A 22,673-nucleotide genomic window follows, 5' to 3' on the forward strand; every position below is an offset into this window, starting at 1 on the left:
ATCTCCTCGGCTGACATTATTCACGGCTCTCGACAAAAGTCAAATTGAGCGGAGGCATGCGATGCTCGCTCGCCCGCTGAATCTGGATCATCAATGTGCCAAATGCACCATGTCGTGGCATCGTTGTTGGTGACGCGGCGCGAGGCCTGTGATTAGAAAGTCGGTAATAATAGACATTGGGGAGGACGGGATGGGCAATCCCTACGAACAGGATTTGGGCAGGAACGCCGCCAACCACCAGCCGCTGACGCCGCTCACCTATCTGGAGCGCGCGGCCAGGACCTATCCCGACCATGTCGCCATCATCCATGGCAGCCAGTGCATTACCTATCGCGACTTCTGGCGGCGCTCGCTGAAGCTCGCCTCGGCGCTCTCGAAGCGCGGCATAGGCAAGGGCGATACCGTCACCGTGATGCTCTCCAACACGCCGCCGATGCTGGAAGCGCATTTTGGTGTGCCGATGACCAAAGCGGTGCTGCATTCGCTTAATACCCGCCTCGATGCGGCGGTGATCGCCTTCCAACTCGACCATGCCGAGACGAAAGTCCTCATCGTCGACCATGAATTTTCCGGCGTCCTCAAGGAGGCTCTGGCGCAGGCCAAGGCCAGGCCGCTGGTCATCGACTATGACGATCTCGAATACGCCACTGATGCTCCCTATCCGAAGGGCGAGCGCGTCGGCACGCTCGACTACGAGGAGTTCGTCGCCGGCGGCGACGAGGATTTTGCCTGGTCGATGCCCGATGACGAATGGGACGCCATCTCGCTGAACTACACTTCCGGCACGACCGGCAACCCGAAAGGTGTCGTCTATCACCATCGTGGTGCGGCCCTGATGGCCTACACCAACACCATCCATGCCGGCATGGCCAAGCACGCGGTCTATTTGTGGACGCTGCCGATGTTCCACTGCAATGGCTGGTGCTTTCCCTGGACTCTCGCCGTTCAGGCCGGCACCCATGTCTGCCTGCGCTGGGTGCGGCCGAAGCCGATCTACGACGCCATTGCCGATCATGGCGTCACCCATCTCTGCGGCGCGCCGATCGTCATGTCGGTGCTGATCAATGCCAAGGACGAGGACAAGCGGCAGTTCCGGCAGACCGTCACCTTCAACACCGCCGCGGCACCGCCGCCGGAGGCGGTGCTGTCGGGCATGGCCGATGCCGGCTTTGCCGTTACCCATCTCTACGGCCTGACCGAGACCTACGGCCCGGCGGTCGTCAACGAATGGCACAATGAGTGGGATGGGCTGGAGAAGGGGCCGAGGACGGCCAAGAAAGCGCGGCAGGGCGTTCGCTATGCAGCGCTCGAAGGCCTGACCGTGATGAACCCCGAGACGATGATGGAAACGCCGGCCGACGGCGAGACCATCGGCGAGGTCATGTTCCGCGGCAACATCGTCATGAAGGGCTATCTGAGGAACCGCAAGGCGACCGACGAGGCCTTCGCCGGTGGCTGGTTCCACTCCGGCGACCTCGGCGTCATGCACGCCGACGGCTACATCCAGCTCAAGGACCGCTCCAAGGACATCATCATCTCCGGCGGCGAGAACATCTCCTCGATCGAGGTCGAGGACGCGCTCTACAAGCATCTCGCCGTCGCGTCCTGCGGCGTCGTCGCCCGGGCCGACGACAAATGGGGCGAGGTGCCGGTCGCCTATGTCGAACTGAAGCCTGGCAGGACGGCAACCGAGGCCGAAATCATCGAGCACTGCCGCGCGCTGCTTGCCCGCTTCAAGGTGCCGAAGGCGGTGATCTTCGCTGAGATTCCGAAAACGTCGACCGGGAAGATCCAGAAGTTCCGGCTGCGCGAGATGGCGAAGGAGGCTTAGCTGTACTGCCGCTCTGGCCTCGACAATTTGCCGCGGGCCTTCGGAACTTCGTCATCCTAGGGTTTCCGCGACGTCGCTTCTCGACTGCTCCACCCTAGGATGACGAAGCGCCTGGCTGGGCCGGCCGCTCCCTCTGTCACCATTTGTCACCAATTATACGTGTACGTCGAATCCGCGTTGACATCTCACGAATTTCGATTTACGACTGATGAAAATTGAAATTCGTCACTCGTAATTTGACAGAGAGCCATGCCCGAGATCGCAAACATCGTGGCCGACCCGACCCGCCAGGAGAATGTCACCCGCATTCTCGACTGCGCCGAACGCCTGTTCCGCCACTATGGCTACGGCAAGACCAATGTCGCCGACATTGCGCGCGAGCTCGGCATGTCGCCGGCCAACATCTACCGCTTCTTCGCCTCCAAGGTCGAAATCCACCAGGCTGTCTGCGGCCGGATGCTCGGCGCCAGCTACCAGATGGCCTACGAGATTTCCCGCCTGCCGATCAGCGCCGAGGAGCGGCTGCGTCGCTACGTGCATGCACAATACAAGATGACAATGGAGGTCATGCTCGACGACCAGAAGGTGCATGAGATGGTCATCGTCGCCCTCGAACGCGACTGGGGCGTCATCGACAAGCATATCGACAGCATCCACGATCTGTTCGCCGAGGTGATCCGCGACGGCATCAAAGCCGGCGAGTTTGCCGAGCAGGATCCGGTGATCGCGTCGCGCTGCTTCGGCGCCGCCACCGTCATTCTGTGCCATCCGCAGATGGTGGCGCAATGTCTTGCCAAGACCAACCGGGCGATGCCCGACGACCTCATCGATTACGCGATCAAGGCCTTGAAGAAATAACCGCCGCCCGCCGGGCGCCGGAAGACAGTTCATCTCCAGTTTGGGAGTACTAAGGTGTCTTTGTCCAATTCCATCATGAGCAGGCTTCCGGCAGTCGGTCCGGCCGTGCTCGTCGTCGCGGTGCTCGGGCTTGCCGGCTGCAGCCAGGAGAAGGCCGAAGTCAAGGATATCATCCGGCCGGTCAAGGTGGTCGAGATCGGTCAGGCGCGGACCACCCGCGAGCTCGACTATTCCGGCTCGGTGCGCGCCCGCACCGAGATGAACCTCGGCTTCCGGGTCGCCGGCAAGGTTACCGAGCGCCTCGTCGACATCGGCCAGCATGTGACTTCTGGCGACGTGCTGGCCCGCATCGACCCCTCCGATTACGACTTGTCGGTCAAGAGTGCGGCGGCGAGCCTTGATGCCGCCGAGCGGCAGGTCGAGACAGTCGATCTGACCAAGAAGCGCGCCGAGCAGCTCTACGCCAAGAACTTCGCGTCCAAGTCGCAGCTTGAGCAGGCGACGCTGACCTACAACCAGGCGGTGGCGACGCGCGATGCGGCTCGCTCGACCCTTGCCCAGGCCCGCAACCAGGTCGGTTACACCGATCTCAAGGCAAGCCAGGACGGCATCGTCACGGCCGTCACTGCCGATGTCGGCCAGGTGGTCGGCGCCGGCACGCCTGTCATGACGGTCGCCGTCGACGGCGAGAAGGAAGTGCTGATCGCCGTTCCGGAAATGGATATCGCTGAATTCAAGCCGGGCAAGGACGTCAAGGCGAGCTTCTGGTCGGACGATGCGCTGACGCTTGCCGGCAAGGTCCGGGAGGTTGCCGGCAGCGCCGATCCGCAGTCGCGTACCTTTGCCGTTCGCGTCTCGCTGCCCAACGACCCGCGCGTGCTGCTTGGCATGACCGCCAATATCGAAGCCTCGGTGGCGAGCCGGCAGCAGATGGTGTCGGTCCCGCTCAGCGCGCTCGCCGAGAAGGACGGCCAGAAGATCGTCTGGACCGTCGACCGCAGCAGCGAGACGGTTCATCCACGCCCGGTCAAGGTCGGCGACTTCACCGCCGACGGCGTCAATGTCGCCGACGGTCTGAAGCAGGGTGACGTCGTGGTTGCCGCTGGCACCCAGTTCATGACCGAGAACCTGAAGGTCAAGCTCTCCGGCGATGCAGCGCAGCAGGCCGCATCGGCGCAGAATGATGGCGAGACCACCAGCAGCCTGCGCTGAAGCCCAGGCAAAATGAAAACCCACTTGTCATCACCTTAGGCGGAAAGCCTCAGGGTTTAGTGGGTCACGGTTTCCGGGCGACGAGTGCCCGATTGTCGAGACGTCAGGTCGATGTAACCCCCACATCCGTCCTCGCGTCCCACCGCGACGAGTGTCTCTCCGCTCGGAAAGCCTCGTCGCCCGGAAGCCAGCATCGGAAATTCCGTGAGCATGCCGCGCGCATGCGCCGACAATCAATTGGATTGGACTGACGCCGATGACCACCGACACGAATGAAAAAAAGCCGTTCAACCTTTCGCGCTGGGCGATCGGACACCCGAGCATTGCGCGCTTCCTGTTTGGCCTGATCATCATCGCCGGCGCGCTCGGCCTGATGCGCATGGGCCAGAAGGAAGATCCGGATTTCACCTTCCGCGTCATGGTCGTCCAGGCGGTCTGGCCAGGCTCCTCGATCAAGGAGATGGAAGATCAGGTCGTCAACAAGATTGAGCGCAAGCTGCAGGAAACGCCGCACCTCGATTTCGTGCGCTCCTACACCCGTGCCGGCAGTGCCATCATCACCGTCCAGATCAAGGGCGACACCAACGCCGACCAGGTGAAGGATGCCTTCTACCAGGTGCGCAAGAAGGTCGGCGATATCGCCGGCGATCTGCCGCAAGGCTTGCTCGGTCCCTATTTCAACGACGAGTTCGGCGACACCTTCATCACGCTGCATTCGATCAGCGGCGACGGTTACAGCTATCCCGAGCTGAAGAAATTCGCCATCCAGGCGCGCGACATGCTCTTGACGACGCCCGGCGTCGAGAAGGCAGTCATCATCGGCGACCAGCCGGAAAAACTCTATATCGACGTCTCGTCCAAGGCGCTCGCCGAGCGCGGCCTGACGCTCACCGACCTGCAGAACGCCATCAAGGGCCAGAACAATGTCGATCCGGCGGGTTCGGTCGACACCGGTCTGCGTTCGGTGCGCATCTCGGTCGAGGGCGACGTGACCAAGGCTGCCGACATCCGCGAGCTTCGCCTGCGCGCCGGCAACCAGGTGACGCGGCTGGGCGACATCGCCACCGTGACCTCCGGTCTCGAGGACCCCTACCAGCGCAAATATCGCTTCAACGGCCACGAGAGCGTCCAGGTCGGCGTCGTCATGGCCAAGGGCTTCAACGTCAAGGACGTCGGCAAGGACGTCGAGGCGACCTATCAGCGCTTCGAGGAAGGGCTGCCTTATGGCGTTGCGGTCGACCAGATTTCCGACCAGCCTGAGGTCGTCAAGGACGCCGTCAACGAGTTCATGGAGGCGCTTGGCGAGGCGCTGCTGATCGTGCTCGTCGTTTCGTTCCTGTCGATCGGCTGGCGCTCCGGTCTGGTGATCGCGATCGCCATTCCGCTGGTGCTCGCCGCCACCTTCGCCATCATGTACGAGATCGGCATCGACCTGCAGCGCATTTCGCTCGGCGCGCTGATCATCGCGCTCGGACTGCTCGTCGACGACGCCATGATCGTCGTCGAGATGATGGAACGAAAGCTCGAGGAAGGGCTGGTCAAGATCGAGGCGGCGAGCTTTGCCTACTCCTCGACCGCCTTCCCGATGCTGACCGGCACGCTGATCACCACCGCCGGTTTCATCCCGGTCGGCTTCGCCGCCTCGACGGCCGGCGAATATGTGCGCACCCTGTTCTACGTCGTCGGCATCGCGCTGGTCGTGTCCTGGTTCGTCGCGGTCTACTTCACGCCGTGGCTCGGCCACATGATCCTCAAGCAGCGCAAGCATGCCGGCAATCATCACGATGCCTTCGACACCAGCTTCTACCGGCGGCTGCGCGCCACCGTCGGCTGGGCCGTGCGCCACCGCATCATCGTGCTGGCAATGACGCTGATGACCTTTGCCGGCAGCCTGTGGGCGTTCCAGTTCATCCCGCAGAATTTCTTCCCGCAGTCCTCGCGTCCGGAAATCCTCGTCGATCTCTGGCTGCCGGAAGGCACCAGCATCAAGGAGGTCGAGACGCAGGCCAAGGCGCTGGAATCCAGGATGATGGACGACCAGGACAAGCGCTTCATCGCCACCTATATCGGCGAGGGCGCGCCGCGCTTCTTCCTGCCGCTCGACCAGCAACTGCGCAATCCGAACTTCGCCCAGCTTCTGGTGATGGCCAAGGACGAGCCGGCCCGCGAGAGGCTGATCGTCAAGCTGCGTACCATATTGGCGCAGGATTTCCCTTCGATCCGTTCCAAGGTCGACCGCCTGTTCCTCGGCCCGCCGACCGGCTGGCCGGTGCAGATGCGCGTCATGGGTCCGGATCGCCAGGAGGTGCGTCGCATTGCCGATGAGGTGAAGGCGAAATTCCAGGCCAATCCGCTGCTCGGCGCCGTCCACGACGACTGGCTGGAGCCGGTGCCGGCAATGAAGCTGGTCATCGACCAGGACCGCGCCCGTGCACTCGGCGTCAGCTCGCAGCGCATCCGCCAGATGCTGCAGGCGACCATGTCCGGCGCGCCGCTCGACGACTTCCGCGACGGCGAGGAGACCGTCTCCATCGTCGCCCGTGAGCCGGAGGCGGGCCGCAAGCTGCTGTCCTCAGTCGACTCGGTCTATATCCCGACCGACTTCGGTGGCTTCGTGCCGCTGTCGCAGGTGGCCAAGGTCGTTCCGGTACTCGAGCAGGGCGTCGAATGGCGCCGCGACCGCTTGCCGACCATCTCGGTGCGCGGCACGCTGCCGGACGGCGTGCAGTCCAACGATGTCGTCACCAAGATGTACAACGACATCAAGGGCCTGCGCGATGGCCTCGCGCCCGGCTACAAGATCGAGATCCAGGGCGGCGCCGAGGATTCGGCCGAGAGCCAGGCTTCGATCGCCGCCAAGGCGCCGATCATGCTGGCCGTCATCGTCGTGCTCTTGATGATCCAGCTGCAGCATTTCGGAAAGGCGATGCTGGTGCTGGCCACCGGCCCACTGGGCATCATCGGTGCGGCGGCGGCGCTTTTGATCAGCGGCGCGCCGTTCGGCTTCGTCGCCATTCTTGGCGTCATCGCCCTGCTCGGCATCATCATGCGCAACTCGATCATCCTGGTCGACCAGATCGACCAGGACATAGCCAGAGGCATGGAACGCTCGGAGGCCATCATCGGCTCGGCCGTGCGCCGCTTCAGGCCGATCGTGCTGACGGCGATGACGGCGGTGCTGGCGCTGATCCCGATCTCGCGCGCCGTGTTCTGGGGGCCGCTCGCCTACGCCATGATGGGCGGCATCCTCGTCGCGACTGTGCTCACCATCCTCGTGCTGCCGGCAGCCTACGCTCTGTTCTTCGGCCGCGAGCCCAAGAAGCGTGGAGCCGAGGAACAACCGGCCGACGCCGTGCCGGAAAACACCGAACAGCCGCAGTTGGCGCTGGCGCTGGCGGCGGAATGAAAAAAATGCCGGCCGGTCGATGTCTCGACCGGCCGGCAATCTCTTTTGGGTCAGTCGGGCGCTGCGACCAGCGCCCGGTCGGAGGCTGAGGTCAGATGACGAACAGCCAGTTGGCCAGCAGCATCACCGCAACGCCGGCGACCAGCGTCAAATAGGGCAGCATCCCCGCCTTTTTGACCTTGAGATCGGCTGACGACATGCCGAGATCGGCCAGCATGTGGTCCGGGAACTTGCCGCCGTCCTGGATGTAGTGGCGGAAGCAGAACACCGGGATGATCAGCGCCGCCGTGATCAGTCCGGCCCACAGCGCCATCGGGTTCCAGACCTTGGCGCCGGCGCCCATGAAGATCGCATTGACATAGGCGAAGATCGCGCCAACGCCGAGCAGCCAGCTCGGTGCCTTCCACGGCCGTGCGATATGGCCGTTGTCGATGCGGTGGATCCAGCCGGCATTGAGGTTGAGGAAGTTGAAGATGATGTAGCCACAGTTCGACACGGCGAGGATGAAGAAGAAGCTCGTCGCGTCGGCCGAGGCGATCGCCAGCACGATCAGGTTGAAGATGAGGTCGGTCCACATCGCCCGCGTCGGCGCGCCATGTTCGTTGACGTGGCTGAGATAGCGCGGCAGCCAGCCATCGACCGAGCCCTGGTAGAGCGTGCGCGAGGAGCCGGCCATCGCCGTCATGATGCAGAGCACCAGCGCCAGGATCATCAGCATGACGAGCAGGCTGTGGATCAGCTGTCCGCCGCCGACCATGCCGGCCAGCGCATCGGCAACGCCGGAGCCGTCGACGATCGGGGTCGCCAGCATGCCGTTCAAGCCAAGCACGCCCTGGAAGGTGAAGGGCACCAGGATGAACAAAAGCATGCAGAGCAGGCCGGAATAGAAGATCGCCTTGAAGGTGTCGGTGCCGGGGTTCTTGAACTCCGACGTGTAGCAGACGGCGGTCTCGAAGCCGTAGGTCGACCATGCCGCGATGAACATGCCGCCAAGCACCAGCGTCCAGCCGGCAATGTTCCACGCGCCGGGCTCGGGGGCGTAGGCGGCGGCCAAAGGCACCAGCGGCGAGAAATTCGCCCAGTTGATCTGGCCGGTGAAGATCGGCACAACGCCGACGATCAGCATCGGGATGATGACCAGCAGCCCGATATATTTCTGCACATTGGCCGTGCCGAGAATGCCGCGATGCTGGATCGAGAAGATGATCAGCATCAGCACCGCGCCGATGAAGAAGGTTGAATTGAAGGTGAAGGAGACCGGGCCCAGCGTGTGGCTCCACAGCGACCAGGTGCGGATCGCCGGTGTTGCGGCAGCGGTCACCGCCGCGATGGCGTCGGCGGGAGCTGTTCCAACATGCGCCGCGATATAGGCGACGACTTCCGGCGAGGTCTCGCTGAACACCGGCAATGGCGCCAGCGCATTGAGGATGTAGGCGGCAGCGATCGAGCAGCCGAGCGACAGCACCGGCGACCAGGCGAACCAGTTGCACCACACCGACAGCGGCGCGATGAACTTCGAATAGCGCAGCCAGGCGGTGGCGCCGTAGATCGAGGCGCCACCGGACTTGTTCGGGAACAGGCCGGCGATTTCCGCATAGGTGAAGGACTGCAGGAAGCCCATGATCATGGACACGGTCCAGATCGCGAAGGCCAGCGTTCCGGTCGTGCCGGCAATGCCGCCGATCGAAAACAGGACGAGGGCTGGAACGCCGCTGGCCACCCAGAAGGCGCCGCGCCAGTCGATGTTCCGGTGCAGCTGCCCTTCGGCAGGCTGCACCAGGGCAGTGGTTACCGTGCTCATGTGTCTGTGTTCCCCTTTTTGTTGTCCCCGCCGGCGACGCCTCGGCTTCGCGAAGCTTCCCCCGACATGATATCGACGACTGTCAGTGTTTCCACTCAGTCGTATTTTTTTCTTAACAGTGAAGATTGATCCGGCGCGCTTTCACGTCAAGCGTTTTGTGGACATGTGCACATCACTGTGAGCATGCACCCACCTCGACGCCGGTGCGATCCCGTATGGCGGGCTGATTTTCCGGGCCTGATGCAGCCGTCAGGAGCGCGGTTTGGTCTTCTGCGGGTCGTAATGAGCAAAGGCCACGACTCGCGCCGGCAGCCGCTTGGCATGGCCGTCGAGCTTGCCGATCTCGACCTCGGTGCCGACAGCCGAATGCGTGACGTCGAGCCGCGCCAGCGCGATGGTCTTGTTCAGCACCGGCGAACGCATGCCCGAAGTGACGACGCCGATCTGGGCGCGGCCGACATGGACGCAATCGCCATGGCCGACCGGAACGTTGGCGTCGATGTCGAGGCCGACCAGTTTCGTCTGCGGGTGTTCCTTGCGGCGGATCAGCGCCTCGCGGCCGATGAAGTCGTCGGTCTTGGTCTTCAGCGGCACGGTGAAGCCGATGCCGGCCTCGAACGGGTCGGTCTGGTCGGAGAACTCGTAGCCGGCGAAGATCAGCCCGGCTTCGATACGCACCATGTCGAGTGCCTGCAGCCCCATCGGCTTCAGCCCATGTGGCTGGCCGGCCTCCCAGATCGCGTCGAAGACTTTTTCGGCGTCGCGCGGATGGCACCAGACCTCGTAGCCGAGCTCGCCGGTGTAGCCGGTGCGCGAGACGACAACTGGAATGCCATTGCCGCCGCCGATGCGCGCGACGGCGAAGCGGAACCATTCGAGCTCTTCGATCGACGGCTGCAGCGGCGAGGTCCAGATGACCTCGCGGAGAATGTCGCGGCTCTTCGGCCCTTGCACGGCGACATTGTGCATCTGGTCGGTCGACGAGCGCACCAGCACATTGAGGCCAAGCTTTTCGGCCGTCTCGCGCAGCCATTCGCCGGAGAGATCGTCGCCGCCGACCCAGCGGAAATTATCCTTGCCGAGCCGAAGCAGCGTGCCGTCGTCGATCATGCCGCCATGCTCGTAGCACATCGCCGAATAGACCACCTGGCCGACGCCGAGTTTCTTCACGTCGCGGGTCAACGTGTATTGCAGCAGCGCCTCGGAATCCGGGCCGGTGACCTCGAACTTGCGCAGCGGCGACAGGTCCATGATGACGGCATCCTGCCGGCAGGCCCAGTATTCGGCGATGGGCCCCTCCTTGGCGAAGGAATTGGCCAGCCAGTAGCCCCTGTACTCGACGAAGTCGCGCGTGTGTTTGGCAAAGCTCGAATGAAAGGATGTCTCGCGGGTCATTTTCGGTTCCGAATCGGGCGTCATCCGTCTGGCGATCGCTCGCGAGAATTTGTGCTGGCCGGAATAGGTCCGCACATGGATGTCGGTGAGGTTCCAGCCATTGGCCGGCGTCGTGTCGTCGGGGCAGGCGGAGGACACGCAGACGATGTCGGTCAGGGCTCTGAGCAGCACATAGTCGCCGGGGCGAGACCATGGCTCGTCGGACACCATCATGCCATGCGCGTTGATCGCCGTGTTGAAGAAGAAGTTGATCGCCATCCAGCCGGCGCGTGGGGTGACGCCCTTGTCCGACAGTGCGCGATTGAAATTCTCCGAGCAGTTGGTGTGACCGGGATAGCCGATGTCGTCGTAATATTTGGCGGCACATGCGAGCGCGAAGGCATCGTGCCGGCCGCATGTGTCCTGCACCACCTCGACCAGCGGGTCCATGTCCTGGTCGTAATATTTCGAATGCAGGCCGGGCATCGGATAGCTCGATCCCATTAGCGTGCGGGTCGTCGTCACGTCGAGCGGATGATCGCGGCCCTTGTCGAGCTTGCGCGCCGAGAAGCACTGGAAGTCGGTGCATTGGCGGCCGTCGACGTCGATGATCTGCAGATAGTCGCCGGCCTTGACGAAATAGGATTCCGCCGTCGCTGAATGGACGCGCAGGTCGAGCACGGGATCGGCGAGCGGATCGGCCAGTTGCGATTTCGCTGCCGGGCGGATCGTAGCGCGGCGAACAATCACGGTCAGCGGCGTCGCGGTGTCATGGCCGTCGACCAGCATCGGCCCGCCGGGCGCGGCAATCAGCATCGCGCCATCGCGGGAGACGGCAAAACTCTGCTCGGTGCCGGCCGGCGTGGCGCCGCCGAACACACGCACCGCCTTCGCCTGGTCGAGCTGCACCTGACGGCGCTCGAGTCCGCGACGCACAGCCGAAAGACTGTCGTCGCCGTCGACCAGCAACGCCTTGATGCCGGCGGCATTGCTGTTGGATTTTTCACCGAGAATAGCGGGATCGGTCGCGCCGGTTCTGTCCCAGGCCAGCAGCTCGCAGGCTTGTCCGCCCTCGACATTGCGCACGCTGATCGTGTCGCCGGCCTCGACCTCGATGAACACCGCGCCATTGCCATGGATCGTATAGCGCTCCATGCCGGGCGGCAGCGCGATCTGGCCGGGCCTGAGGATCAGGCTCGGCCGTGGCGGTCCGGCGGTCACGGCAGGGTAGGGCGACTGGCTCATCTCAGCCTTGCGGTTCGAGAAACAAGTTTGCCTGTGTGTGAAATTATTTTAGCAGCAAGAATAGCAGTGCGGTTGGATTTGGCAAGGTGGAGGTGGCCTTTTGGACGCGGTCGGCCAGGTTGAATTTCACCAATCAGCTTCGCGATCGTCGGCGCTGCCCCTCATCTGGCCGCCGCCATCTTCTCCCCGTAAACGGGGCGAAGGACGACGTCGCCATGGCTTTCGCCAATCTCTAACGTCGTAGAGATGGCGCGGCGTCGCGGCCAGCGTCTTTCTCCCCGTTTACGGGGAGAAATGCCCGGCAGGGCAATGAGGGGCGGCGCGGAGATCTGCAATTATCGAACTAAAGTTCATCGGAATGGCCGATGTTGACGCCATACTCCGCAGCAGAATCCAGCATCGTGTGCCACAGACTCTCGGCGAAGGTCGCGAACACCAGAAGGTTGAACACTGCCTGTCCGTCACGGTCATCGCCGCGCCAGAGCGTGACGCTGGTGTGATCCATCGAGGTCGCGGCTGCGGCGCCAATCGGGAATGTCGCCGGGTGAAGATCGATCGACGTCAGCTTGGCGAGCATGGCGCGCGCCTTGGCGCCCGACACACTGATCAGCACGCGCGCATGCGACTGGTCCGATAGCGAAGTCGAGGCCACGAATGCCTGCCCCAGTGCGTCCATCGCATGCTTGCCGCCTTTCGACAGCGCGAGGATCTGGTCGGGTCCCGACCAGATCAGCATTGCATCCGCCGCGCTGACGGCCTTGGGCCTGTCCGGGGCAGAGACACCAAAGCGGGCCCTCGCAGCCCCTGCCATGTCAGCCGCCTTGCCGCGCCGCGCCATTACCTGGACGAGGTCGAATTTGCGGATCTCGGTCAGCGACACGCCGGCATCGCCGCGCACGCCATACGGCCCTGCGACGAGCGCCCGTTCGAGCGGGCTGCGGACTTCCCAGGAAAACTCAGCCACGCTGGCGCCCTCCATCCGGATCGTAGAAGACGGGATTGCAGAGCTCGACATCGTAATCTTCGCCGCGCAGCGGATCATGCGCATGGACGATTTCGCCGATGCGCTCGCGGCCGCGTTCGACCAGGCCGAGCCCGATCCACTGGTCGAGCATCGGCGAGAAGCAGACCGAGGTGACATAGCCCTGGTCGTTGTCCGGGCCAGGCTTCTGGCCCTTCGGAATGATATGCGCGCCGGAGCGCAGGCGGCGCGCCTTGTCCGTCGGCTTGATGCCGACCACGACCTGCCGGTCCGGCGCGATCAGCGCCTCGCGGCCGGCCATGACGCGGCCAATAAAGTCCTTCTTGGTCGACATCATCTTGCCGAGCCCGAGATCGGCGGCGGTCGTCGTGCCGTTCAGTTCCGGTCCCGCGACATGGCCCTTTTCGACGCGCATGACACCGAGCGCCTCGGTGCCGTACGGGGTCACGCCGAATTGCTTTCCGGCCTGCATCAGATTGCGCACCAGCGCCTCGCCGTAACGCGCCGGCACCGAAATCTCAAACGCCATCTCTCCGGAGAAGGAGATACGGAACAGCCTGGCTTTGATGCCGCCACGCAGCGCCACTTCGCGTGCGCCCATGAACGGGAAGCCTTCGTTCGACAGGTCCTCGGCCGGATCGACGATTTCCTTGAGCAGATCACGGGTCTTCGGTCCGGCGACGGAGAATTGCGCCCACTGGTCGGAGACCGAGGTCAGCTGCACGTCGAGCTCGGGGAACAGCACCTGGCGGCAGAATTCGAGATGCTGCATCACCAGCCCGGCCTTGGCGGTGGTGGTGGTCAGGAAATAACGGTCCTCGGCCAACCGCGACGTCGTGCCGTCGTCATAGACCAGGCCATCCTCGCGCAGCATCAGCCCGTAGCGCGCCTTGCCGACGGCAAGGTTGGAGAAGGTGTTGATGTAGACGCGGTCGAGGAAGGCGCCGGCGTCCGGTCCGTGCACATCGATCTTGCCGAGCGTCGAGACATCGCAGAAGCCCACGCCGCCGCGCACCGCCTTGACCTCGCGGGTCACCGATTCCAGCCAGTCCTTCTCGCCGGCGCGCGGATACCATTGCGCCCGCTTCCACAACCCTGTGTCGACGAAGATGGCGCCCAGTTCGGCCGCCCAGTGATGCGACGGCGTCAGCCGCGTCGCATGAAAAGTCTCGTCACGGTGGTGACCGGCGAAGGCGCCGATGGCGACCGGCACGTAAGGAGGCCGATAGATCGTCGTGCCGGTCTCGGGAATGGATTTGCCTGACACCGCGGCCATGATGGCGAGACCGGCAACGTTCGAAGTCTTGCCCTGGTCGGTCGCCATGCCGAGCGTCGTGTAGCGCTTCAGATGCTCGACCGATTCAAAGCCCTCGCGCTGCGCCAGCTCGACATCGGAAGCGGTGACGTCATGCTGGTAATCGACGAAGGCTTTGCCCTTGCCGGCGACATGCCAGAGCGGGGTCAGCGAAAAGGCCTCGTCGTCAGCGCTCGGCGCCGTACCCGAATTGCCAGTACGCCCGGCATCGCGTGCGGCCGAAGCGCCGGCTGCAAAACCTTCGCGAAGGCAGGCGCCAAGGCCAAAGTCGCCGTTGGCCGCACCCGCCGCCACCATGCCCGGAGGCGCGCCATCCGGCACAAAGGCGGCGATGTCTTCGCGCCATTTCGGCCGGCCGCGATGGTAAGAGGTGAGTCCGACCGCCGGGTTCCAGCCGCCGGAAACCGCAAGCCCGTCGGCTTCGACTTCGGCGCGCGCGCCGCCGGTCAGCGACACGGCGATTTTGCGGACGCCATCCTTGCCACCGTCGACGCTGCTGACCGAACCGTGCAACACGGTGAAGCCGTTCCTGGAAGCAAGCGAACGATGGGCGGGCGAGACCTCCGCCCGGGCATCGATCACGGCCGCGATCTGCAATCCGGCGTCGAGCACTGTTTCGACCGTGCGCCAGCCATGCTCGTTGTTGGTGAACAGCGCCAAGCGCTTTGCCGGCGTCGCCGCATAGCGCGTGACATAGGTCCGCATGGCCGACGCCATCATCACGCCCGGCGTGTCGTTGCCGGCAAAGACGATCGGCCGCTCGATGGCTCCGGCGGCGACCACGCAGCGCTTGGCCACGATGCGCCACAGCCGCTGCCGCACCTGATGCTCCGGCGGGGAGAGCACATGATCGTTGACCCGCTCGATCGCGCCGTAGGTGCCACCGTCGTAGACGCCGAACAGCGTCGTGCGGGTCATGATGCGGACATCGGGGAGGGCTGCGAGTTCAGCCAGCGTCCGCGAAATCCAGTCGGCCGCCGGCAGGCCATCGATGGTGCCGCCGTCGGCAAGCAGCCGGCCGCCGAGAGCAAAATCCTCTTCGCACAGGATGACGCGAGCGCCTGAACGGCCGGCGGCCAATGCCGCCGCCAGCCCGGCCGGGCCGGAGCCGGCGATCAGCACATCGCAATGCGCCCAGGCCTTGTCGTAATGATCGGGGTCGGCAATGCCGGCGGCGCGGCCAAGGCCGGCGGCGCGGCGGATCGCCGGCTCGTAGATCGCCTCCCAGAATTTCGCCGGCCACATGAAGGTCTTGTAGTAGAAGCCGGCGACGAAGATCGGCGCGAACAGCTGGTTGACCGCCATGAAATCGTGGCGCAGCGACGGCCAGCGGTTCTGGCTGGCGGCTTCAAGCCCGTCATAGAGCTCGGCCGTCGTCGCCTTGGTGTTCGGCTCGCGTCTGGCGCCTGTGCGCAACTCGACCAGCGCGTTGGGTTCTTCCGAGCCCGCGGTCAGGATGCCGCGCGGGCGATGATATTTGAACGAGCGGCCGACCAGCTTGACGCCGTTGGCGACAAGCGCCGAAGCCAGCGTATCGCCCTGGTAGCCGACGAAGGTCTTGCCGTCGAAACGGAAGCTCAGCGGCGCCGAGCGGTCGATCAGTCCACCGCCGCTCAGCCGATGTGTCTGTGGGCCGCCGACCATCACGCACCAACCTTGGCGGCGCCGGCGCCGGCCGCCGGCTCGACCGCCGAAATCTCATGCGTCAGCGTATTTCGGGTGACCTTCAGCCAGGCCCGGCAGCCGCCACCATGATACCAGTGCTCGCTCATTGCGCCGGCAACATTGTCGCGCAGATAGACGTAGTCGAAGACGGCGTCTTCGCCGGCATCTGCCGCCGGCCGCGCCGGCCTGGCATCACCCAGATAGCTGAACTCGCCGAGTTCGCGTTCGCCGCAGAAGGGACAGACAATACGCATGCTCTCTCAGCCGCCTTCAATGCAGGTTCGGTTGGGCGCCCTGGCCCTTTTCGTCGATCATCGCGCCACGCTGGAAGCGGTCGAGGCGGAATTTTTCCGCCTCCTTGTGCGGCGTGTCGCGGGCGAGAAGATGAGCAAAGACCAGGCCGGAGCCGGGCGTCGCCTTGAAACCGCCATAGCACCAGCCGGCGTTGAGATAGAGCCCGTCGACCGGGCTCTTGTCGATGATCGGCGAGCCGTCCATCGACATGTCCATGATGCCGCCCCATTGGCGCAGCAGCCGCACGCGGCCGATCATCGGCATCAGCGCCATGCCACCCTCGCAGACGTCTTCCATCACCGGCAGATTGCCGCGCTGGGCATAGGAGTTGTAGCCGTCAATGTCGCCGCCGAAGACCAGCCCGCCCTTGTCGGACTGGCTGACATAGAAGTGTCCGGCGCCGAAGGTCATGACGCCGGGCAGCAGCGGCTTGATCGCCTCGGAGACGAAGGCCTGCAGCACGTGGCTTTCGATCGGCAAACGCAAGCCGGCCATCGCTGCGACACGGGATGAAGAGCCGGCCACCGCCATGCCGACCTTGCCGGCGCCGATCCTGCCGCGCGAGGTCTCGACGCCGGTCACCTTGCCGTTGGCATCGCGCGTGAAACCTGTGACTTCGCAATTCTGGATGATGTCGACACCGAGCGCGCTTGCCGCATGGGCATAGCCCCAGACGACTGCGTCATGCCGCGCCGTGCCGCCGCGTCGCTGCAAAAGCCCGCCCTGCACGGGAAAGCGCGCATTGTCGAAGTTCAGGAACGGCATCATCTTCCTGACCGCGGCGAGGTCGAGCAGTTCGGCGTCGATGCCGTTGATGCGCATGGTGTTGCCGCGTCGCGCATAAGCGTCGCGCTGGGCGTCGGAATGATAGAGGTTGATGACGCCGCGCTGGCTGACCATCGTGTTGTAGTTGAGATCCTGCTCCATCCGCTCCCACAGCTTCATCGACAATTCGTAGAAGCCGGTATTGCCGGGCAGGCCGTAATTGGAGCGGATGATGGTGGTGTTGCGGCCGGCATTGCCGGAGCCGATCCAGCCTTTTTCCAGCACGGCGACATTTTTGATGCCGTACTCACTGGCGAGGAACCAGGCGGTCGCCAGCCCATGGCCGCCGCCGCCGATGACCACCACGTCGTAGCGATCCTTCGGTGTGGCGTCGCGCCAGGTGCGCTGCCAGTTCTTGTGGCCGGAAAGGGCGGCGCGGGCGAGCGAGAAGATCGAGTATTTCATAAAATCATTCCGAGGCCGCTCACACCGCTGGGACTGCTAAATATCCAGCGTGTGGTCGCGCTCCCACTGCGTGAAGTGCGAAGCATAGGAATTCCATTCCTGGTGCTTCAGCTTTAGATAGGCCGACGAGAATTCCTCACCCAGCGCCGCTTTGAGCGATTTGTCCTTGTCGAACTCGCGCAGCGCGTCAAGCAGGTTGAGCGGCAGCTTCGGCGCGCCCTTCACCGTATGGCCGAACTGGTACATGTCGATGTCGTAGCGCTTGCCGGGATCGGCCTTCGAGCGGATGCCGTCGAGGCCGGCGGCAATGATGACCGCCTGCAGCAGATAGGGGTTCGCCGCACCATCCGGCAGGCGCAGCTCGAAGCGGCCGGGGCCAGGCACGCGCACCATATGGGTGCGGTTGTTGCCGGTCCAGGTCACCGTGTTGGGCGCCCAGGTGGCGCCCGAAATGGTGCGCGGCGCGTTGATGCGCTTGTAGGAATTGACCGTCGGGTTGGTGATCGCGGCCAGCGCCGAGGCATGCTTCATGATGCCGCCGAGAAAGTTCTTGCCCTTGGCCGAGAGACCGAGCTCCATCGCATTGTCGGCGAAGACATTGGTCTTGCCGGCCTTGTCCCACACCGAGATATGCGCATGGCAGCCATTGCCGGTCAGGCCCTGGAAGGGCTTTGGCATGAAGGTGGCGCGCAGCCCGTGCTTTTCGGCCACGGACCTGACCATGAACTTGAAGAACGAATGCTTGTCGGCGGTGGCTAAAGCATCATCGAAGGCCCAGTTCATCTCGAACTGGCCATTGGCGTCCTCATGGTCGTTCTGGTAGGGGCCCCAGCCGAGCGCCAGCATATGGTCGCAGATCTCGGCGATGACATCGTAGCGGCGCATCACTGCCTGCTGGTCGTAGCAGGGTTTTGAGGCCGTGTCGTACTGGTCGGAGATCACGCTGCCGTCCGGCGAGATCAGGAAGAATTCTGCCTCGACGCCGGTCTTGACATGCATGCCGTCGCCGGCGGCCTCGGCAATCAGCCGCCTCAGCGTGTTGCGTGGCGTCTGGTCGACCTCCTTGTCGTCCATGATGCAGTTGGCGGCGACCCAGGCCACCTCCGGCTTCCACGGCAGCTGGATGACCGAATCCGGATCCGGCACCGCCAGCATGTCAGGATGCGCTGGCGTCAGGTCGAGCCAGGTAGCGAAACCGGCAAAGCCGGCGCCGTCCTTCTGCATGTCGGCGATCGCCTGCGCCGGCACCAGCTTGGCACGCTGCCCACCGAACAGGTCGGTGTAGGAAATCATGAAATATTTGACGCCGTGCTTCTTGGCGAATGCGGCGAGATCGTTCCCCATTATAGTTCCTCGCTTATGGTATTTTTGGATGGTGTCTAGAAGCCGTTCTTCCCCGGTATCCAATTGGTGCCGGCGAGCGGCACGCCGGCCATGGCGGCGGCTTCGATGGTGAGCGCGACGAGATCCTCGGGCTCGAGATTGTGCAGGCTGTTCTTGCCGCACGCACGGGCAATCGTCTGCGCCTCCAGCGTCATCACCTTCAGGTAATTGGCCAGGCGCCGCCCGGCGGCGATCGGGTCGACCCGCTTCATCAGTTCGGGGTCCTGCGTGGTGATGCCGGCCGGATCGCGGCCTTCATGCCAGTCGTCATAGGCGCCGGCGGTGGTGCCGAGCTCGTTATAGTCGGCCTCCCAGCGCGGGTCGTTGTCGCCGAGCGCGACAAGGGCTGCCGTACCGATCGACACCGCGTCGACGCCGAGCGCCAGCGCCTTGGCGACGTCGGCGCCGTTGCGGATGCCGCCGGAGACGATCAGCTGCACCTTGCGGTGCATGCCGAGGTCCTGCAGAGCCTGCACCGCCGGTCGGATACAGGCAAGCGTCGGCTGGCCGACATTTTCGATGAACACTTCCTGCGTCGCCGCGGTGCCGCCCTGCATGCCGTCGACGACGACGACATCGGCGCCGGCCTTCACCGCAAGGGCGGTATCGTAATAGGGGCGGGCGCCGCCAACCTTGACGTAGATCGGCTTTTCCCAGTCGGTGATCTCGCGCAGTTCGAGGATCTTGATCTCGAGATCGTCTGGTCCGGTCCAGTCGGGATGGCGCGAAGCCGAGCGTTGGTCGATGCCTTTCGGCAGCGTGCGCATCTCGGCGACGCGATCGGAGATTTTTTGGCCGAGCAGCATGCCGCCGCCGCCGGGCTTGGCGCCCTGGCCGACGACCACCTCGATCGCGTCTGCCCGGCGCAAATCGCGCGGATTCATGCCGTAGCGCGACGGCAGATATTGATAGACCAGTTGCTTCGAATGGCCGCGCTCTTCCTCGGTCATGCCGCCGTCGCCAGTGGTGGTCGAGGTGCCGGAAAGCGTAGCACCTCGGCCGAGCGCCTCCTTGGCCGGACCGGAGAGCGAGCCAAAACTCATGCCGGCAATAGTGATCGGGATCTTCAGCTCGATCGGCTTCTTGGCATGGCGCGAGCCGAGCACCACGCTGGTGTCGCAGCGTTCGCGATAGCCTTCCAGCGGATAGCGCGAGATCGAAGCGCCGAGGAACAGCAGGTCGTCGAAATGCGGCAGCTTGCGCTTGGCGCCGGCGCCGCGGATGTCATAGATGCCGGTCGCCGCGGCGCGGCGGATTTCGGAAAGCGTGTAGTCGTCGAAGGTCGCGGATTTGCGCGGCGTCGTCGGCGGGTTGCGATAGGTCATCTTGCCTCAATACGCGTCGGCGTTGTCGATATTGAAATTGTAGAGCGTGCGCGCCGAGCCGTAGCGCTTGAACTCTGACGGCTTGACGCCAGTGACGCCGGCGCGGTCGAGCAGGCCTTGCAGCAGCTCGATATGCTCGGGCCGCATCTCCTTGGCGATGCAGTCCGCACCTAGGCTCTCGACCTTGCCGCGCACGAACAGCCGCGCCTCGTAGATGGAATCTCCGAGCGCATCGCCGGCATCGCCCAGCACCACCAGATTGCCGGACTGCGCCATGAAGGCCGACATGTGGCCGATATTGCCGTGCACGACGATGTCGATGCCTTTCATCGAGATGCCGCAGCGCGACGAGGCGTTGCCTTCGATGACCAGCAGTCCGCCGCGGCCGGTAGCGCCGGCATATTGGCTGGCGTCGCCTTTGATGGTGATCGAGCCCGACATCATGTTCTCGCCCACGCCGGGACCGGCCGAGCCGTGCACGGTGATGGCGCCGCCGGCATTCATGCCGCCGCAATAATAGCCGACGCTGCCGCGCACATCGATGGCGACCGGCTGGTCGACGCCGACGGCGACCGAATGGCTGCCTTTCGGATTGAGCACTTCCCAGGCCGTTTCGTTCGAGCCTGGGGTCAGCTGGTGGAGCGCCTGGTTGAGCTCGCGCAGCGACAGTTCGGCGAGGTCGAACACCCTCGCATGGCTTTGGTCGCGTGTTGCCTTGGACACGTTGGTTGCCGGCATCAGCTCAATGCTCCCAGAAATAGACGGTTGCGGGCTCCGGTTCCCAGACCCTTGCATTGTCTATGCCGGGCAGTTTGGTGAGCGCACGATATTCGGAGCCGAAGGCGACATATTGGTCGGTCTCGGCCATCACGGCAGGCTTGCAGGCGATCGGGTCGCGCACCACGCCAAAACCGTTCTTGGTGCCGACGACGAAGGTGAAGAAGCCGTCGAGGTCGGAGAGCGTGCCTTCCAGCGCTTCGCCCAGATTCTTGCCATGCGCCATCTTGGAGGAGAGATAGGCGGCTGCCACCTCGGTGTCGTTCTCGGTCTCGAACTTCATGCCGTCGCGGATCAATTCGCGGCGGACATTGTTGTGGTTGGACAGCGAGCCATTGTGCACCAGGCACTGATCGGCGCCGGTCGAGAACGGATGCGCGCCCATCGTCGTCACCGCCGATTCCGTCGCCATGCGGGTATGGCCGATGCCGTGCGTGCCGGTCATCGAGCGCACGTCGAAGCGATCGACGACGGCTTCCGGCAGGCCGACTTCCTTGTAGATCTCGACCACGTCGCCGGCGCCCATGATGCGGATGTCGGGGCGCAGCGTCTGGATGGTCTCGCGCGCCTCGTCGATTTTGGCCGGCGTGGTCCTGATGACGGCGTGCGTCGACTTCACCGCGATGCTTACCGGCGCACCGATGGCCTTGGCGACTTCGGCGTCGAGGCCGCGGAAATCGCGCTCGGGCTTGGCCGACTGGATGGTGATCTTGGCCTCGTTGCCGGACGGCGCGCCATAGATGGCGATGCCGGCGCTATCGGGACCGCGGTCGCTGAGCGAGATCAGCATCTCCGACAGCATCGCGCCGAGCTTCGGTTCCAGCGCCTTGTCCTTAAGGAAAAGTCCGACGATTCCGCACATGTCAGCCTCCGACGTTTGCAGCTAGAAGATGATGTACCGAATGCGTTGCCGAAATTCAATCATATGAAAAAAATTTTCCTCTAGTTACGTATGCGGCTCAATGCCGCTCTGCGCATCATCGCCGTCGCGGCGGGTACTGTGAAGCCATTGCGCATGGGGGATGCGCGCCAATTTGTAGGCATCCAGGATCGACAGCGCATAGATCAGGAAGCCGCCGGCATGGCGGCCGATGAAGCTGGCGTCGGCTGGTGCAATCTTGGCCGTCACCCAGGCCAGGATGATCAAGAAGAACAGGAACTGCAGGCCGCGCACCGGCACGCCCAGAATGACATGACCGCTTGCCGGCAAAACGATCGCCGCGCCGAGCACGAGATACGGATTTGCAGGCGCGGCTGAAGTCGTCGAACTGGTCATGCGGCCTGCCGTTCACTCTGGTTGATGGCATCCCGAAGCGCCGACGCGGCTGTAAGCAGTCTCGCGATCAGATTGGGATCAATGCCGGTCGCGCCGAATTCGGCCTGCCGGAACACGCCGTAGCGTGCCCGCTCGGCCTCGGCCAGCAGCCAGACGATGCGCACGCCTTTCGGCGTGATCAGCAACTCCTTGGCGCGGCCCTCGGCGAAGAGTTCGAGATGGCCGGCAATAATATCCTGCGGGAAGGACACACCCTTGCGGTCCGTCCGCAGCACCGCCTCGGCGGGAAATCCGGCGACCTTGGGCAATGTATGGTCGAGATGATCGAAATTGGAGAATGTCGTCGGCGATCCCGGCCGCATCATCATGTCGAAAGTAGCAGGTACCGCGACCGGCTCGGTGATCGAGACACTCAGCCAGCGCGCCGGAAGTTTTCGCGTTGCCAGCGTGTCGACGATGGTGCGGATCTGCACCCGTTGGCCAGTCCACGAACCCGCCCAGGTGATGACCCCGGCCGTGCCGTCCGACACGTCGACGGCATCGGTGACGATTGTGCGGATGCTGACTGTGTCGGCGGCAAGTGCTGCCGAGGCCCTGTTGCGGCTGGCGCGCGCAAGCCAGGCGATGTGAACAACGAGAGCCAGGGCGAGCACCCCGGCGAGCCATGCTGACGTCACTTCAGACATCCCGTCATGCAAA

The 22,673-nt window shown here is 64.0% G+C and carries 16 protein-coding genes; 4 read left to right on the top strand and 12 right to left on the bottom strand.

Annotated elements, in window-relative coordinates; genetic code table 11:
• Positions 1 to 190: 190 nt before the first annotated feature.
• From ACFX5Q_RS16170 to ACFX5Q_RS16185, 4 genes are all read left to right on the top strand, one after another.
• The gene (locus ACFX5Q_RS16170) at positions 191 to 1,831 is read left to right on the top strand and encodes an acyl-CoA synthetase (RefSeq protein ID WP_404279527.1); all 1,641 of its coding nucleotides are present in this window, start codon (positions 191 to 193) and stop codon (positions 1,829 to 1,831) included.
• Between the two features lie 249 nt (positions 1,832 to 2,080).
• On the top strand, positions 2,081 to 2,689 hold the full coding sequence (locus ACFX5Q_RS16175) for a TetR family transcriptional regulator (RefSeq protein ID WP_404279529.1): 609 nt from the start codon (positions 2,081 to 2,083) through the stop codon (positions 2,687 to 2,689).
• A gap of 75 nt (positions 2,690 to 2,764) precedes the next feature.
• On the top strand, positions 2,765 to 3,901 hold the full coding sequence (locus tag ACFX5Q_RS16180; protein WP_404279531.1) for an efflux RND transporter periplasmic adaptor subunit: 1,137 nt from the start codon (positions 2,765 to 2,767) through the stop codon (positions 3,899 to 3,901).
• A gap of 256 nt (positions 3,902 to 4,157) precedes the next feature.
• The gene (locus tag ACFX5Q_RS16185) at positions 4,158 to 7,307 is read left to right on the top strand and encodes an efflux RND transporter permease subunit (RefSeq protein ID WP_404279533.1); all 3,150 of its coding nucleotides are present in this window, start codon (positions 4,158 to 4,160) and stop codon (positions 7,305 to 7,307) included.
• Between the two features lie 91 nt (positions 7,308 to 7,398).
• Here the strand turns inward: ACFX5Q_RS16185 and ACFX5Q_RS16190 are convergent, their stop codons facing one another.
• The 12 genes from ACFX5Q_RS16190 to ACFX5Q_RS16245 form a co-directional block, all read right to left on the bottom strand.
• Positions 7,399 to 9,108 carry an APC family permease gene (locus tag ACFX5Q_RS16190; RefSeq protein ID WP_404279535.1) on the bottom strand — a complete coding sequence of 570 codons (1,710 nt, stop codon included), beginning with the start codon at positions 9,106 to 9,108 and terminating at the stop codon, positions 7,399 to 7,401.
• A gap of 249 nt (positions 9,109 to 9,357) precedes the next feature.
• Positions 9,358 to 11,727: a DUF1989 domain-containing protein gene (locus ACFX5Q_RS16195; RefSeq protein ID WP_404279537.1), complete on the bottom strand. Its 2,370-nt coding sequence runs from the start codon at positions 11,725 to 11,727 to the stop codon at positions 9,358 to 9,360.
• A gap of 343 nt (positions 11,728 to 12,070) precedes the next feature.
• Positions 12,071 to 12,691 carry a sarcosine oxidase subunit gamma gene (locus ACFX5Q_RS16200; protein WP_404279539.1) on the bottom strand — a complete coding sequence of 207 codons (621 nt, stop codon included), beginning with the start codon at positions 12,689 to 12,691 and terminating at the stop codon, positions 12,071 to 12,073.
• Positions 12,684 to 15,668: a sarcosine oxidase subunit alpha gene (locus ACFX5Q_RS16205; protein ID WP_404279541.1), complete on the bottom strand. Its 2,985-nt coding sequence runs from the start codon at positions 15,666 to 15,668 to the stop codon at positions 12,684 to 12,686. The genes ACFX5Q_RS16200 and ACFX5Q_RS16205 overlap by 8 nt, the downstream gene beginning before the upstream one ends.
• A complete protein-coding gene (locus tag ACFX5Q_RS16210; protein ID WP_404279544.1) occupies positions 15,668 to 15,943 on the bottom strand; it encodes a sarcosine oxidase subunit delta in 276 nt (91 codons plus the stop codon). Before ACFX5Q_RS16210 ends, ACFX5Q_RS16205 begins: the two co-directional genes overlap by 1 nt.
• A 16-nt stretch (positions 15,944 to 15,959) precedes the next feature.
• Positions 15,960 to 17,213 (bottom strand): sarcosine oxidase subunit beta family protein, encoded by a 1,254-nt coding sequence (locus ACFX5Q_RS16215; RefSeq protein WP_404279546.1) that lies wholly within the window; start codon positions 17,211 to 17,213, stop codon positions 15,960 to 15,962.
• 36 nt (positions 17,214 to 17,249) lie between these two features.
• On the bottom strand, positions 17,250 to 18,557 hold the full coding sequence (glnT, locus tag ACFX5Q_RS16220; RefSeq protein ID WP_006204475.1) for a type III glutamate--ammonia ligase: 1,308 nt from the start codon (positions 18,555 to 18,557) through the stop codon (positions 17,250 to 17,252).
• A gap of 35 nt (positions 18,558 to 18,592) precedes the next feature.
• A complete protein-coding gene (locus ACFX5Q_RS16225; protein ID WP_065518184.1) occupies positions 18,593 to 19,921 on the bottom strand; it encodes an FMN-binding glutamate synthase family protein in 1,329 nt (442 codons plus the stop codon).
• A 6-nt stretch (positions 19,922 to 19,927) separates the two neighbouring features.
• Positions 19,928 to 20,659, bottom strand: coding sequence for a protein GlxC (locus tag ACFX5Q_RS16230; RefSeq protein WP_404279549.1), 732 nt, complete (start codon positions 20,657 to 20,659; stop codon positions 19,928 to 19,930).
• Positions 20,660 to 20,663: 4 nt separating this feature from the next.
• Positions 20,664 to 21,560: a glutamine amidotransferase family protein gene (locus ACFX5Q_RS16235; RefSeq protein WP_404279551.1), complete on the bottom strand. Its 897-nt coding sequence runs from the start codon at positions 21,558 to 21,560 to the stop codon at positions 20,664 to 20,666.
• 84 nt (positions 21,561 to 21,644) lie between these two features.
• On the bottom strand, positions 21,645 to 21,974 hold the full coding sequence (locus ACFX5Q_RS16240) for a hypothetical protein (protein ID WP_404279553.1): 330 nt from the start codon (positions 21,972 to 21,974) through the stop codon (positions 21,645 to 21,647).
• Positions 21,971 to 22,660, bottom strand: coding sequence for a hypothetical protein (locus ACFX5Q_RS16245; protein ID WP_404279555.1), 690 nt, complete (start codon positions 22,658 to 22,660; stop codon positions 21,971 to 21,973). The genes ACFX5Q_RS16240 and ACFX5Q_RS16245 overlap by 4 nt, the downstream gene beginning before the upstream one ends.
• Positions 22,661 to 22,673: the final 13 nt, after the last annotated feature.

Source organism: Mesorhizobium sp. IMUNJ 23033 (assembly GCF_044778005.1).
GTDB classification, from domain to species: Bacteria; Pseudomonadota; Alphaproteobacteria; order Rhizobiales; family Rhizobiaceae; genus Mesorhizobium; species Mesorhizobium amorphae_A.